Source organism: Salmonella sp. 2020_1395 (assembly GCF_043848115.1).
Lineage (GTDB): Bacteria > Pseudomonadota > Gammaproteobacteria > Enterobacterales > Enterobacteriaceae > Salmonella > Salmonella enterica.
Window position 1 is genome coordinate 351,146 of record NZ_JBCMFH010000006.1, and the last position, 14,380, is coordinate 365,525.

Consider the following 14,380-nt stretch of genomic DNA (forward strand, 5'->3'; position numbering starts at 1 on the left):
CCTTGTTAGACAAAAGAGAACAGTAACTGATGAATGACATCTGGTGGCAGACCTACGGCGAGGGAAATTGTCATCTTGTGCTGCTGCACGGATGGGGATTGAACGCGGAGGTATGGCATTGCATTCGCGAGGAACTCGGCTCGCATTTTACGCTGCATCTGGTCGACTTGCCGGGCTATGGTCGCAGCTCGGGGTTTGGCGCCATGACGCTTGAAGAGATGACGGCGCAGGTAGCGAAAAACGCGCCGGACCAGGCTATCTGGCTTGGCTGGAGCCTGGGCGGCCTGGTGGCGAGTCAGATGGCGCTCACCCACCCTGAACGCGTTCAGGCGTTGGTGACAGTCGCCTCTTCGCCATGCTTTAGCGCGCGTGAGGGGTGGCCGGGAATAAAACCGGAAATCCTCGGCGGATTCCAGCAGCAGCTTAGCGACGATTTTCAGCGCACGGTGGAGCGTTTTCTGGCGCTGCAAACGTTAGGGACGGAGACGGCGCGTCAGGATGCCCGCACCTTAAAAAGCGTGGTGCTGGCGCAGCCTATGCCGGATGTAGAGGTGCTCAATGGCGGACTGGAAATCTTAAAAACGGTCGATCTACGAGAAGCGCTTAAAAATGTGAACATGCCATTTTTGCGTTTGTATGGTTATCTGGACGGTCTGGTGCCGCGTAAAATGGTGCCTTTGCTCGATACGTTATGGCCGCACAGTACATCACAGATAATGGCGAAGGCGGCCCATGCGCCGTTTATCTCGCATCCGGCGGCGTTTTGTCAGGCGCTGATGACGCTAAAATCATCGCTGTAACCAGGGCGTTGCCGGGCCCGGACCATTCTGCAAGGTTAATGGCTTTCAGACGCCAGATCGGCAGGCGCCAGCCCGGTAACCCTAAGCACGGTATCGCGATCGAAACCATCGTTTAGCATGGAGCGGGCAATGCGCAATGCGGCGAGCCGTTGGCCTTCCTGTTTGCCTTGCTGTAACCCGTTACGATGTCCTTCCTGACGTAATCTGTCTGCGATAGTCATGATCTTCTCCTTATGCTGTGGGATACGCATAGCCACCTGGCGGATAAACGTATTGAAGCGCGCGGCGTCGCCAGTGTGCATCATGTAATTAAACAAACTTTGAAGCTGGGTGTCATTAGCGTATCCCTTAACCAGCAGGGCGACCAGCTGTTCGACAAGCCCCATCAGATCGCGCTGGCGGATGTGTTTTTGTATGAGTTCCAGCAGCGCGACCCGTCGGTGTCGCATAATCTCGTCGTCCGGCACGACCGTAATATCGACCAGAGGAAAGGCGGTGGCGTATAGCTTACGCGCCATCACCGGGTCGGCAAATTCATCCAGCCAGCATAATGAGAACGGATACGGGCTGCGGTTTCCGTGATAAAACAGCATTGGCACCACTAACGGCAACGTCTTATGCCCGGCCTCCAGGTGCCGTTGCATTGCAGCCATTGCGTAACGCATCAGCCGAAATGCCATATGCGCGTCCGGCGTACTCTGATGTTCAATAACCACGTAAATGTAACCGTCACCTTCACTTGTTTCCAGCGACCACAGAATATCGGAATAATGGGGGCGTAAATCCTCTTCAATAAAGCTACCGGACTCCAGCCGTAACGTATTCAGATTACAGATTTGACGTAATGTCGACGGGAGATGGATTTCCAAAAAATCCCGTGCAGTATCGGGGTGGCATAAAAACTGTTTGAATACCGCGTCATGCGGCGTGGATGTTGTTGAGGTCGCCATATCGATCCGTCATCGGTGAAGTTCAATGGCGTGACACTACGCGCAGACCGGGCTGATTGCAGTAGAGGATTAGCGCGCTTGCGAGGCGCGTGGGGAGATAAATGCGCACGGCGGTAACGCTTTCATCTTTGTGGAAGGCATGACGCAAAATTGCCCGGCAGCGTGACGCGTACCGGGCAACATAACGCGGGATAAAGGCGGGATAAAGGCCGGATAAGACGCGTTACGTCGCTACCCGGCGAAGGTCAACGCAAGGCCCACCATTCGCGCAGGCAGGCTTTACCTTCCGGACAACTTTTACAGCTGCCTGAAAGGCAGCCGTCCGCTTCTTCCGGGATACGTACCGCTTTACCCATGATCTCCAGTTGATTCAGCATGGCGTCGATCATGGGCTGCGGAGCGTGCAGCGTATGGCTGATCTGCGTTGCCTCCATACGCCCCCGTAGCGCCAGTAGATCGCGAACCTGTATCAATGAAGCCATTTTTTACATCCCTTAGTGACAATTGCCCGCAGTGCCCGAACAACAGGAACTGACGTTTTTGCGGGTTGCCAGCAGTTCAATGTCTACACGGCTGCGGGCGCGGCGCAACAGGCTTAACACCACAACGTTAAAGACGATCACTGCCAGAATACAGATCAGACTGTATGTCGGGTGTTGACTGAAGCTGGTAACCTGGTAGAACAGCGTGGCGAGCGAATAGGCGATATTCAGTCCCCACAGGATGGAGAAGCCCATCCAGCCGCGGCTGGACTCGCGGGCGATAGCGCCCATTACCGAGATACACGGTACGTAAAGCAGGACAAAAATCAGGTAACTGTACGCCGCCGCGGCGCTGCCGAATTTTTGATCCATCACGCCCATCGCGCCGGTCGCCATTTCACCGTCGCCTTTACTCGCTTCGATCGGGTTAGCCAGTACGCTCAGGCTAAAGGTGTCTTTCAGGCTTTGCCAGGTATCGTCAACCGCGCCCAGCAGTTCATCGCCGAGGTGGAAGTCGGCAGGATTAAACGCTTCGTCCTGAATATTTTCGGCGGTGTAGAGCGTGTTCAGCGTACCGACGACAACTTCTTTCGCCATGGCGCCCGTAAACAGACCCACGGTCGCTTGCCAGTTATCCTCATGGACGCCGATCGGTTTAAAGACTGGCGTGATGACCCGGCTTACAGAGGCGAGGGCGGAGTCATTAATGTTATCGACGATTTTGCCGCTCAGCGAGAAACTGTTAAACGCGCTCAGGAAAATACTCACGATGATAATGACTTTACCGGCGCGTAGTACAAAACCTTTCAGGCGTTGCCAGGTCTGGATGATCAGGCTCTTGATATGCGGTACGTGGTAAACCGGCAGCTCCATCACAAACGGAGAGGCTTCGCCGCGCATAATGGTATGTTTCAGCATCAGGCCGGTTAATACCGCCATGACAATACCCAGCACGTATAGCGAGAAGACCGCCAGCGCGCCGTTTTGCCCGAAGAAGGCGGCGGCAAAGACGGCGAAAATCGCCAGGCGCGCGCCACAGGACATAAACGGCGCCATCATGATGGTCATCAGACGTTCGCGCGGAGCGTCAAGCGTGCGGGCGCCCATCACGGAAGGCACGTTACAGCCGAAGCCGACAATCAGCGGCACGAAGGATTTACCCGGTAGTCCCAGCGCCTGCATCAGGCGATCCATGACGAAGGCCGCGCGCGCCATATAACCGGAGTCTTCAAGGAAGGAGAGGAACAGGTACATCATCCCGATTTGCGGCACCAGCGGCAGGACGGTATTGATCCCGCCGCCAAGACCTTGCGCCAGGAAGATAGTTAACCAATCCGGGAAGTGCAGCGTGTAGCCAATCCATTGAATGCCATGAATAAAGATGGCGACGGAACCGGCATCAAACAGGGGTTGCAACGCGCCGCCGATGTTAATGGCGAGCAGGAACATCAGGTACATCACGAACAAAAAAATCGGTAAGCCGAGGAAGCGGTTCAGGATAATTTTATCGACCGCCCTGGTGAAGCGGCTGGGTTCGGCTGTCAGGGTATTGCTGACCACGTCGCAAATAGCGGCGATACACTGGTAACGGGCGTCGGCGATATGCAGCGCCGGGTCGTCCATTTCGTCCTTCAGACGGGCAAGGGAGGTGTCCAGGTTTTGCGCCGCCTCGCCTGCGTAAGCCCGGCTGTAGATATCGCCCTCCAGCATTTGCAGACCCAGCCAGCGGCGCTGTTGTAAAGGCATCTCCTGGGCCATCGCGTCGGCCAGGAAACCCGCTTCGCGCAGCAGCGGCTGGGCATAATGCACCAGTTCGACGTTGTCATTAGCGTTGTGACGGTCAATGGCCAGTTTCAGCGCCTCGATACCGCGGCCGCGAGTCGATACCAGCGGTACGACAGGGCAACCCAGACGCGTGGACAGAGCGTCGACATCAATACGAACCTGCTGTTTTTCGGCGATATCCAGCATGTTGAGCGCGACAATACAGGGGATACCCAGCTCCAGCAGTTGCAGCGTCAAATAGAGGTTGCGCTCCAGATTGGAGGCGTCCACAACGTTTATCAACAGGTCGGCGTCGCCGCTCAGGATGTAGTGGCAGGCGATCTGTTCGTCGAGAGAGGTTTGTGACGAGATGGTCGTCAGAGAATAGGTGCCGGGTAAATCTACCAGCGTGACCTGGTGGTCAGTTGTCGCGAACTGGCCCTCTTTACGCTCGACGGTGACGCCCGCCCAGTTCCCCACGCGCTGACGCGCGCCGGTGAGTTGGTTAAATAAGGTGGTCTTGCCGGAATTAGGATTACCAATTAAACCAATGGTTAATTTTTTCATTTTTATAGACTCACTGTATTAACAGGAAACCGCTTCCACTTCTATTAACGCCAAATCCTTTTTACGCAAAACCAGACTCACGCGTCGTGTTTCGATATGGATCGGATCGCCTAAGGGCGCGACGCGGACGACATTAAATGAAGAGCCGGGCAACATGCCGAGCGAAAGCAGTTTTTGACGATACGCCGGGCTGATTTCACGCGCAAAGCCGGTGATTTTCCACGCAGTGTCAGGAGTGAATTGCATACGACCTACTTGTTTCTTACTAACTGGATGTATACCTCATGCGGCGCTCAGGGGGGCGGCAGGAGACCCGATGTTTAGCCAACGAAGGAAAGAGTAAATAATCAACAACACAATGATAATGAGAATGGTTTCTATCTTCAACGATTAAAATGTGACGGAATGTACAAATAAGCGATAATTTGCGCCGATGTTGATATGGCTCAACATTTATTTGTCTTTTTGCAAATACCTCTAATGTGCAAATATTCCCCGTTTTTAATGTTTAATTAAGGTTTCATCTGTTAATAAAGTGATAATTAATAGTGCGGATAGCAGAAGGAAATTAATTAACAGATTCTAATGGGTAAGATTTAATTGTTAATTAAAAAAGAAAGGGTTGGACGTATTGCAAAATCGCAGGCCGGATAAGAAGTAACCCGGCCTGCGTATTACCCGATTAGCGTTTTTTTCCCATTGCGGCTGCCAGCGCGTCCATCATGGCGCTGTTACCGGCTGGCTGGGCGTCACGACCGCGCGGTTTCGCCGCTTTTGATGCCGGGCGGTTGCCCTGAGCGCGATCGGCGCCGCCGCCGCGGCGAGCGGCGGTTTCGCCGGGCTGTTCGTCCAGACGCATCGTCAGCGCAATACGCTTACGTTGCAGATCCACTTCCAGCACTTTCACCTTCACGATGTCGCCCGCTTTTACCACGGTGTGCGGATCTTCAACGAACTTATTCGAGAGCGAGGAGATATGCACCAGGCCATCCTGATGAACGCCGATATCGACAAACGCGCCGAAGTTAGTGACGTTAGTGACCGCCCCTTCCAGAATCATCCCCGGCAGCAGGTCGTTCATGGTTTCAACGCCATCGGCGAATTGCGCGGTTTTAAATTCAGGACGCGGGTCGCGGCCCGGTTTTTCCAGCTCTTTGATGATATCGCTCACGGTCGGCACGCCGAATTTATCGTCGGTAAAATCAGCGGCCTTGAGGTGACGCAATTCGTTGCTGTTGCCCATCAGATCTTTTAGCGCTTGCTGCGTCGCCGCCAGAATGCGTTCGACAACCGGATAGGCTTCCGGGTGGACGGTGGAGGCATCCAGCGGGTTATCGCCGTGGTTAATACGCAGGAAGCCCGCGCACTGTTCAAACGCTTTCGGCCCCAGACGGCTCACCTTCAACAGTTGCTGGCGGTTCTGGAACTGACCGTTCTCATCGCGCCAGGCGACGATGTTTTGCGCCATCATGCGTGTTAAGCCTGCGACGCGGGTCAGCAGCGGTACGGAGGCGGTATTCAAATCGACGCCGACGGCGTTTACGCAGTCTTCGACCACCGCATCCAGTTTACGGGCCAACTGGGTCTGGCTGACATCGTGTTGATATTGGCCGACGCCGATCGATTTCGGATCGATTTTCACCAGTTCCGCCAGCGGATCCTGCAGACGACGCGCGATAGAGACCGCGCCGCGCAGGGAGACGTCGAGATCCGGAAACTCCTGCGCCGCCAGCTCAGAAGCGGAATACACGGACGCCCCCGCTTCGCTGACGATCACTTTCTGCGCCGTCACGTTCGGGAACTGTTTCTGTACGTCGAGATAGAAGCGTTCGGTTTCACGCGAGGCCGTACCGTTGCCAATCGCGACCAGTTCGACGTGGTATTTTTCGCACAGCGCGGCGATCACGGTCGCCGCTTTGGCCGCCTGACCGGTATGCGGATAAATGGTATCCGTCGCCACCAGCTTGCCGGTGCCGTCAACGACAGCGACTTTTACGCCGGTACGCAGGCCAGGATCAAGGCCCATTGTGGCGCGCAGGCCTGCGGGGGCTGCCATCAGCAGGTCGTGCAGGTTACGGGCAAACACGTTAATCGCTTCATCTTCCGCACGTTCGCGCACGGTGCCCATCAGTTCGGTTTCGAGGTGCATTAAGACTTTGATACGCCACGTCCAGCTCACTACGCCTTTGCGCCAGCTATCCGCCGGGGCGTTATTTAGCCGCAGGCCGAGATGGTCCATGATGATCTGCTCGCAGTAGCTCTCTTTCGGCGGCTCATCAAACTGTGGGTCGGCATTGAGCGAAAGTTGCAGAATGCCTTCGTTACGACCACGGAACATGGCCAGCGCACGGTGAGACGGGACGTTAGCAATGGGCTCATGATGGTCGAAATAGTCGCGGAATTTTGCCCCTTCTTCCTCTTTGCCGCTCACGACGGTGGCGACCAGATGGGCGTTCTTCCACAGGTAATCACGCACTTTCGCCAGCAATGCGGCGTCTTCGGCAAAGCGCTCCATCAGAATGTAGCGTGCGCCGTCGAGCGCGGCTTTCGTGTCCGCCACGCCTTTGTCGCCATCAATGTACTTTGCCGCTTCCACGTCAGGATCGTGGGACGGCTCGTTCCAGAGCAGATCGGCCAGCGGCTCAAGGCCGGCTTCAATGGCGATTTGTCCACGGGTGCGGCGTTTAGGTTTATAGGGCAGGTAGAGGTCTTCGAGCTCGGTCTTACTTAACGTAGCGTTGATGGCGCCAGCCAGCTCATCGGTCAGTTTGCCTTGTTCGGAAATGGACTTGAGGATGGCCTGACGCCTGTCTTCCAGCTCACGCAGATAGCCCAGACGCGTTTCCAGGTTACGCAACTGCGTGTCATCCAGACCGCCGGTGATTTCTTTACGATAACGTGCGATAAACGGCACGGTGTTCCCTTCGTCAAGCAGGCGAACGGCAGCTTCAACCTGTCCGGCATTTGCCTGGATTTCACCCGCAATAATGCGGCAGAAAGAATCATTCATCATGGGTTAGCTTCGTCTTCAGGATAAAAATCAGGGGATAGTTATACGGATTGGCTGGCAAAAATGCCAGCCATCAGCGGGGGCTTAGGATTCTTCTTGTCTTATTTGACGTATTCGATCGCATTGACGTACCAGTTTGCTTCGCCGACAGGGGTGTTGACCACCGCCAGATCGCCCACTTCTTTTTTCAGTAGCGCCCGCGCCATCGGCGAGTCGATAGAGATGTAATCCTTACGTCCGAAAATTTCATCGTAGCCGACAATGCGGAACTTCAGCGTATCGCCGTCATCATTTTCAATTTCCACCCAGGCGCCGAAGAAGACTTTGCCCTCCTGCTGCGGGGAATAATCCACGATTTTGAGATTTTCCATGCATTTGGTCAGATATCTGACGCGTCTGTCGATCTCACGCAGGCGCTTTTTATTATACTGATAGTCGGCATTCTCGCTGCGGTCGCCCAGACTCGCAGCCCAGGTCACTTTTTTGGTGACCTCCGGGCGCTCTTCACGCCAGAGATAATTGAGCTCTTGTTTGAGTGTTTCGTACCCTTCGCGGGTGATCAGGGGCGTTTTCATCTCGTTGATTTACCTTTGCTGTCGATATTGCGCACACGGGGTATAACGTGATCGTCCCGACAGAATAAATAATGGGGTTGCCGATTAATTGTATATTTAAGCTGCTGTTAAATATGCTTTGTAACAATTTAGCCTGAAATTCATACCAGAATTTGCTGGTGACTCACGTGAGCTTTTTTAAGAATACACACTTACATTTGTTGCGAACCTTTGGGAGTACAGACAATGCAAGAGAATTATAAGATTCTGGTGGTTGATGACGATATGCGTCTGCGGGCGCTACTGGAACGTTATCTGACCGAGCAGGGCTTCCAGGTTCGAAGCGTCGCTAACGCCGAGCAGATGGATCGTCTGCTGACCCGTGAATCTTTCCACCTCATGGTACTGGATTTAATGCTGCCAGGTGAAGATGGTCTGTCGATTTGTCGTCGCCTGCGTAGTCAGAGTAATCCAATGCCGATCATTATGGTCACGGCGAAGGGTGAAGAAGTTGACCGTATCGTCGGGCTGGAAATCGGCGCCGATGACTACATTCCTAAACCGTTTAACCCGCGCGAGCTGTTGGCGCGTATCCGCGCCGTGTTACGTCGTCAGGCAAACGAACTGCCCGGCGCGCCGTCGCAGGAAGAGGCCGTTATCGCGTTCGGTAAGTTTAAACTGAACCTCGGTACGCGCGAGATGTTCCGTGAAGATGAACCGATGCCGCTGACCAGCGGGGAGTTTGCGGTACTGAAAGCGTTAGTCAGCCATCCGCGCGAGCCGCTCTCTCGCGATAAGCTGATGAATCTGGCCCGTGGCCGCGAGTATTCCGCGATGGAACGCTCCATCGACGTCCAGATCTCCCGCCTGCGCCGTATGGTGGAAGAAGATCCGGCACATCCGCGTTATATTCAGACCGTATGGGGCCTGGGCTACGTCTTCGTACCGGACGGTTCTAAAGCATGAGGCGAATGCGCTTCTCGCCGCGAAGTTCATTTGCCCGCACGCTGTTGCTCATCGTCACCTTGCTGTTCGTCAGCCTGGTGACGACCTACCTGGTGGTGCTGAACTTCGCGATTTTGCCGAGCCTCCAGCAGTTTAATAAGGTTCTGGCTTACGAAGTCCGTATGCTGATGACCGATAAGCTGCAACTGGAGGACGGCACGCAGTTAGTCGTGCCGCCTGCGTTTCGCCGGGAAATCTATCGCGAGCTGGGGATCTCTCTCTACACCAACGAAGCCGCTGAAGAGGCCGGGCTGCGTTGGGCGCAACACTACGAATTCTTAAGCCACCAGATGGCGCAGCAATTAGGCGGCCCGACGGAAGTGCGGGTTGAGGTCAACAAAAGCTCGCCCGTCGTGTGGCTCAAAACCTGGCTGTCGCCCAATATCTGGGTGCGCGTGCCGCTGACTGAAATTCATCAGGGCGATTTTTCTCCGCTTTTCCGTTACACGCTGGCGATCATGCTCCTGGCGATAGGCGGCGCGTGGCTGTTTATTCGTATACAGAATCGACCGTTAGTGGATCTTGAACATGCCGCCTTGCAGGTAGGGAAGGGAATTATTCCGCCGCCGCTGCGTGAATATGGCGCCTCTGAGGTGCGCTCTGTGACCCGGGCGTTTAACCATATGGCAGCCGGCGTGAAACAATTGGCCGATGACCGTACGCTATTGATGGCGGGCGTCAGCCACGACTTGCGCACGCCGCTGACCCGTATTCGTCTGGCGACGGAGATGATGGGCGAGGAAGACGGTTATCTCGCGGAGTCGATCAATAAAGACATCGAAGAGTGTAACGCCATTATCGAACAGTTTATTGACTATCTGCGTACCGGTCAGGAAATGCCAATGGAGATGGCGGATCTCAATTCCGTGCTGGGCGAGGTGATTGCGGCGGAAAGCGGCTATGAGCGTGAGATTAACACTGCGCTTCAGGCAGGCAGTATCCAGGTGAAAATGCACCCGCTCTCGATTAAGCGCGCGGTGGCGAATATGGTGGTCAATGCTGCCCGCTATGGCAACGGCTGGATTAAGGTCAGCAGCGGCACCGAGTCGCATCGCGCCTGGTTCCAGGTAGAAGATGACGGGCCGGGCATTAAGCCGGAGCAGCGTAAACATCTGTTCCAGCCTTTTGTACGCGGCGACAGCGCCCGTAGCACCAGCGGCACAGGGCTGGGGCTGGCGATTGTGCAGCGCATTATCGATAACCATAACGGGATGCTGGAGATTGGCACCAGCGAGCGTGGCGGATTGTCGATTCGCGCCTGGCTACCGGTTCCTGTGGCTCGCGTCCAGGGGACGACAAAAGAGGCATAAGAAAGGGAGGTATTACCCTCCCTTTCTTCTTAACGCTGGATGACGCTGTTCAAAGCCGCCATCCGGCCTGTTCCTTACAGCTTCGGTCCGGCGCTAACCAGCGCTTCGCCTGCCGGGGTATCCGTATACTTCTCGAAGTTCTCAATGAACAGTTTCGCCAGCGCGGTGGCTTTTTCCTGCCATTGTTCCGGCGACGCGTAGGTGTTACGCGGGTCGAGAATGTGGGTATCCACGCCTGGCAGTTCAGTCGGGATCGCCAGATCGAACAGCGGCAGACGGAAGGTTTCCGCGTTATCAAGAGAACCGTTCAGAATGGCGTCGATAATCGCGCGCGTATCTTTGATGGAGATACGTTTGCCGGTGCCATTCCAGCCGGTGTTAACCAGATAAGCCTGCGCGCCTGCTGCCTGCATACGTTTCACCAGAACCTCAGCATACTGCGTCGGGTGCAGCGTCAGGAACGCGGCGCCGAAGCAGGCGGAGAAGGTGGGGGTCGGTTCGGTGACGCCGCGTTCGGTGCCGGCCAGTTTAGCGGTGAAACCTGACAGGAAGTGGTACTGCGTCTGGTTAGCGGTTAAACGGGAAACCGGCGGCAACACGCCGAAGGCGTCCGCCGTCAGGAAGATAACCTTGGTGGCGTGACCTGCTTTGGACACGGGCTTAACGATGTTATCGATATGATAGATCGGGTAAGAGACGCGGGTGTTTTCGGTTTTGGAACCATCGTCGAAATCAACGGTGCCGTCTTCGCGCACGGTGACGTTTTCCAGCAGCGCATCACGGCGAATCGCATGATAAATTTCTGGCTCCGCTTCTTTCGACAGTTTGATGGTTTTGGCGTAGCAGCCGCCTTCAAAATTGAACACGCCGTCGTCATCCCAACCGTGCTCATCATCGCCAATCAGACGACGTTTCGGGTCGGTGGACAGAGTGGTTTTTCCGGTACCGGAAAGGCCGAAGAAGACCGCGACATCGCCTTTTTCACCCACGTTGGCGGAACAGTGCATTGAGGCGATACCTTTGAGCGGCAGCAGGTAGTTCATTACCGAGAACATCCCTTTTTTCATTTCGCCGCCGTACCAGGTGCCGCCAATAAGCTGAATACGTTCAGTCAGGTTGAACGCCACGAAGTTTTCCGAGTTCAGCCCTTGCTCTTTCCACTGCGGGTTGGTGCACTTCGCGCCGTTCATGACAATAAAGTCAGGTTTGAAGCCTACCAGCTCTTCGTCCGTTGGGCGAATGAACATATTTTTAACGAAGTGGGCCTGCCAGGCGACTTCCGTAATAAAGCGCACGGAAAGACGCGTATCGGCATTTGCGCCGCAGAACGCATCAACAATGAATAAGCGTTTACCGGAAAGCTGATGCGTCACCAGACCTTTCAGGTGTTGCCAGGTTTCCTGAGAAAGCGGCTTATTATCGTTTTTACCTTTACCCTTATCGGACCACCACAGCGTATCACGCGTGGTGTCGTCGCGAACAATATACTTATCCTTAGGCGAACGACCGGTAAAAATACCGGTATCAACGGCAACAGCGCCCAGGTTAGTTAACACGCCACGCTCATAGCCTTCCAGACCAGGATTAAGTTCTTCCTGGTAAAGGGTGTCGTAGCTGGGATTGTAAACGATATCCTGGACGTCGTTGATACCATAAGCCTTGAGATCTTGCGGGGTTAAATTGTTAACGCGCATATCACTGCTCCTTAGCCAATATATATTACCGAAAATAGTAAGGTTTTTTGAGGTTGGTTAACCGCGACAAGGCTCATAGATTTACGTATCTGGACAAAATCACGATTGACGAAAAACACTGTGACTCCTGTCACGCAGCGGCGGTTATTATGGCAGGAAACCTACTTTTGTTGTGGAAAATGTTCTGAAAACGTTAAAAGGAAGTGTTTTTGACCGACATAATGTGACTGTAATCGCATTCATGTAAGAAAGTTACGTAACACCAACATTAACAATATCGATTCACCTCTCTGCGTTTTTTTCTGAATTATGCATGACGACGCCTGGCGGTGAACAGATGATGCAATAATGCGGCTTTCTCATCATTCTGGATAACGACATGGAAAGTGTAGCGCTTTCACGTACTACTCGCTGGGGTATGTTGCTCACCGGTTTGCTGCAGGGCGTCTTGTGCTACCTGCTGATGGCCTGGCTGGTACCACAAAATAGCGACTGGCTGTTCTATGGTATGCCTGCGACGATAGCGTTGTCGTCAATGCTATTGCTTACCGTGGTCTCTTTTAAACAGCGCGCGCTGTGGGGCTGGCTGGGGCTGATCTTTGTGGTCGTGCTGGCAATGAGCGGCTGGCTGAAATGGCAGGTTGAGGCGGTGGAGAAATGGCGCCTGGCCGAGCTCCTCTGGCTGTATGGTCTCCGGCTTGTGTTGATGGCGATGCTGGTATTACCCTGGATGCAATATCAGCTACATTCGCAAACCGGTTCGGCGCGTTATCCCCAGTTTTATCTGCGGTTATGGCATAACGTACTGACATTGTTTATCGTCCTGGTCGCCAACGGACTGTTCTGGCTGGTGCTTCTGCTCTGGAGCGCGCTATTCAGGCTGGTGGGCATCCGCTTTTTCAGCACCCTTTTCTTTGAAACTGAAGCCTTTATTTATGTGACCATCGGCCTGATTACGGCGCTGGCGGTCATTCTCGCCCGCACGCAGTCGCGCCTTGTGGCGGCGGTGCAAAAGCTGCTGACGCTGATCGCGACAGGTTTACTGCCGGTGGTGTCGCTGCTGGCATTGCTGTTTATTGTGACGTTACCCTTTACCGGACTGGAGGCGATTTCTGCGCGTGTTTCCGCTGCGGGGCTGCTATCCACGCTGACGCTGATGCTGCTGCTCCTCGTGGCGATTGTCAATGAACCGCAAAAGCGCGTATTACCCTATCCGCGCGTACTACGCGGCATGATTAGCGCCTCGCTGTGCGTTGCCCCGATATATATGCTGCTGGCGGGCTGGGCGTTATGGGTACGCATTCAGCAATACGGCTGGACGCCGGATCGTCTGTATGGCGCGCTGACGGCGTCTGTCTTGCTGGTATGGTCTTTCGGTTATCTGATCGGTCTGTTACGCCGCGGACGCGACTCTGGTGAGTGGCAAGGCAAGGTGATACTGAGCGTCTCTTTGTTAACGCTGGTGATATTGCTGTTGCTGGCCTCGCCTGTACTTGATGTCTGGCGTATTAGCGTCAACAGCCATATGGCGCGTTACCATAGTGGTAAAATTACTGCGGATCAGATCAGCCTGTATATGCTGGATCACAGCGGCAAACCTGGCCAGGAAGCGCTGAAATCGTTGCGGGATGACGAGGCGTTTACGCAGAACAGAAAGCGCAATCGTAAACTGATGACGTTTTTGCAGAGAAATAAGGTCTCTCCGACGGCGGACGATTTAGCGCGGGTGGTGATGATTGCGCCCGGTAGCCAGAAGCCGGATGCCGCATTTTGGGCGTTTGTCAAAGAGCAGAGTTATTCGGACGATTCCTGCCTTGAACCGGATGCCTGCGTGCTGGTGAGTCAGGATCTTAACGGCGACGGTCAGCCTGAGCAGGTGCTGTATAACTTTATTGTTGCCGAGAGCCAGGTCTACGGCTTAAAAGAGGGGAAATGGACGCAGAAAGCGTTCGCCCGATTGCCGGACGGGTTTTCTAAGACGCAACTGTTGCACGCGATTGCCGGGCATCGGTTAGACTCAGCCCCCAAAGCCTGGCGCGATATCATTGTTGATGGTCAGCGGTTGGATGTGGATTACTACAACGAGTAAGCTTTTTGCCGGATGGCGGCATAAATGCCTTATCCGGCCTTGTATCCTGAACAGATAGCTGATTAGCTGTCAGCTATCTGAAACGGGAGAAGCTTGTATCCGGCCTGAAGACTCTGAGCTTCCGATGTAGCTTAAGCCTCCCGTTTCACCTTTCA

The 14,380-nt window shown here is 54.5% G+C and carries 11 protein-coding genes; 4 read left to right on the forward strand and 7 right to left on the reverse strand.

Annotation, left to right across the window (positions count from 1 at the left end; translation table 11 throughout):
• The first annotated feature begins 29 nt into the window (after positions 1–29).
• Positions 30–800, forward strand: a complete 771-nt coding sequence (gene bioH / locus ACH0WD_RS12620; protein ID WP_000998147.1) for a pimeloyl-ACP methyl ester esterase BioH — start codon at positions 30–32, stop codon at positions 798–800.
• Positions 801–835: 35 nt separating this feature from the next.
• On the opposite strand, the gene ACH0WD_RS12625 is transcribed toward bioH, so the two are convergent.
• The 6 genes from ACH0WD_RS12625 to greB all read right to left on the reverse strand — a co-directional run bounded on the left by ACH0WD_RS12625 (position 836) and on the right by greB (position 8,148).
• Positions 836–1,750, reverse strand: coding sequence for an Rpn family recombination-promoting nuclease/putative transposase (locus tag ACH0WD_RS12625; protein WP_000235942.1), 915 nt, complete (start codon positions 1,748–1,750; stop codon positions 836–838).
• A gap of 245 nt (positions 1,751–1,995) precedes the next feature.
• Positions 1,996–2,232, reverse strand: coding sequence for a [Fe-S]-dependent transcriptional repressor FeoC (gene feoC, locus ACH0WD_RS12630; RefSeq protein WP_000157587.1), 237 nt, complete (start codon positions 2,230–2,232; stop codon positions 1,996–1,998).
• Between the two features lie 12 nt (positions 2,233–2,244).
• Positions 2,245–4,563, reverse strand: a complete 2,319-nt coding sequence (feoB, locus tag ACH0WD_RS12635) for a Fe(2+) transporter permease subunit FeoB (RefSeq protein ID WP_000736983.1) — start codon at positions 4,561–4,563, stop codon at positions 2,245–2,247.
• Positions 4,564–4,581: 18 nt separating this feature from the next.
• Complete coding sequence (feoA, locus tag ACH0WD_RS12640; RefSeq protein WP_001160955.1) at positions 4,582–4,809, reverse strand: ferrous iron transporter A; 228 nt, start codon at positions 4,807–4,809, stop codon at positions 4,582–4,584.
• Between the two features lie 436 nt (positions 4,810–5,245).
• Positions 5,246–7,576 (reverse strand): Tex family protein, encoded by a 2,331-nt coding sequence (locus ACH0WD_RS12645; RefSeq protein WP_000980661.1) that lies wholly within the window; start codon positions 7,574–7,576, stop codon positions 5,246–5,248.
• Positions 7,577–7,674: 98 nt separating this feature from the next.
• On the reverse strand, positions 7,675–8,148 hold the full coding sequence (greB, locus tag ACH0WD_RS12650) for a transcription elongation factor GreB (protein ID WP_000856695.1): 474 nt from the start codon (positions 8,146–8,148) through the stop codon (positions 7,675–7,677).
• Between the two features lie 225 nt (positions 8,149–8,373).
• Between greB and ompR the strand changes: the two genes are divergently transcribed.
• Both ompR and envZ read left to right on the forward strand, forming a co-directional pair.
• On the forward strand, positions 8,374–9,093 hold the full coding sequence (gene ompR, locus ACH0WD_RS12655) for a two-component system response regulator OmpR (protein WP_001157751.1): 720 nt from the start codon (positions 8,374–8,376) through the stop codon (positions 9,091–9,093).
• Complete coding sequence (gene envZ, locus ACH0WD_RS12660; RefSeq protein WP_001253818.1) at positions 9,090–10,442, forward strand: two-component system sensor histidine kinase EnvZ; 1,353 nt, start codon at positions 9,090–9,092, stop codon at positions 10,440–10,442. The genes ompR and envZ overlap by 4 nt, the downstream gene beginning before the upstream one ends.
• A 74-nt stretch (positions 10,443–10,516) precedes the next feature.
• Here envZ and pckA read toward each other — a convergent pair whose 3' ends face one another.
• Entirely contained in the window at positions 10,517–12,136 is a 1,620-nt protein-coding gene (gene pckA, locus ACH0WD_RS12665; protein ID WP_001265689.1) for a phosphoenolpyruvate carboxykinase (ATP), read from the reverse strand.
• Positions 12,137–12,515: 379 nt separating this feature from the next.
• Between pckA and ACH0WD_RS12670 the strand changes: the two genes are divergently transcribed.
• Complete coding sequence (locus ACH0WD_RS12670; RefSeq protein ID WP_000446444.1) at positions 12,516–14,225, forward strand: DUF4153 domain-containing protein; 1,710 nt, start codon at positions 12,516–12,518, stop codon at positions 14,223–14,225.
• Positions 14,226–14,380: the final 155 nt, after the last annotated feature.

What these genes read in the sequence shown, in the direction of transcription:
- bioH (WP_000998147.1), top strand. Translation starts at nt 30, where the DNA reads ATGAATGACATCTGGTGGCAGACCTACGGCGAGGGAAATTGTCATCTT.
- ACH0WD_RS12625 (WP_000235942.1), bottom strand. Translation starts at nt 1,750, where the DNA reads ATGGCGACCTCAACAACATCCACGCCGCATGACGCGGTATTCAAACAG.
- feoC (WP_000157587.1), bottom strand. Translation starts at nt 2,232, where the DNA reads ATGGCTTCATTGATACAGGTTCGCGATCTACTGGCGCTACGGGGGCGT.
- feoB (WP_000736983.1), bottom strand. Translation starts at nt 4,563, where the DNA reads ATGAAAAAATTAACCATTGGTTTAATTGGTAATCCTAATTCCGGCAAG.
- feoA (WP_001160955.1), bottom strand. Translation starts at nt 4,809, where the DNA reads ATGCAATTCACTCCTGACACTGCGTGGAAAATCACCGGCTTTGCGCGT.
- ACH0WD_RS12645 (WP_000980661.1), bottom strand. Translation starts at nt 7,576, where the DNA reads ATGATGAATGATTCTTTCTGCCGCATTATTGCGGGTGAAATCCAGGCA.
- greB (WP_000856695.1), bottom strand. Translation starts at nt 8,148, where the DNA reads ATGAAAACGCCCCTGATCACCCGCGAAGGGTACGAAACACTCAAACAA.
- ompR (WP_001157751.1), top strand. Translation starts at nt 8,374, where the DNA reads ATGCAAGAGAATTATAAGATTCTGGTGGTTGATGACGATATGCGTCTG.
- envZ (WP_001253818.1), top strand. Translation starts at nt 9,090, where the DNA reads ATGAGGCGAATGCGCTTCTCGCCGCGAAGTTCATTTGCCCGCACGCTG.
- pckA (WP_001265689.1), bottom strand. Translation starts at nt 12,136, where the DNA reads ATGCGCGTTAACAATTTAACCCCGCAAGATCTCAAGGCTTATGGTATC.
- ACH0WD_RS12670 (WP_000446444.1), top strand. Translation starts at nt 12,516, where the DNA reads ATGGAAAGTGTAGCGCTTTCACGTACTACTCGCTGGGGTATGTTGCTC.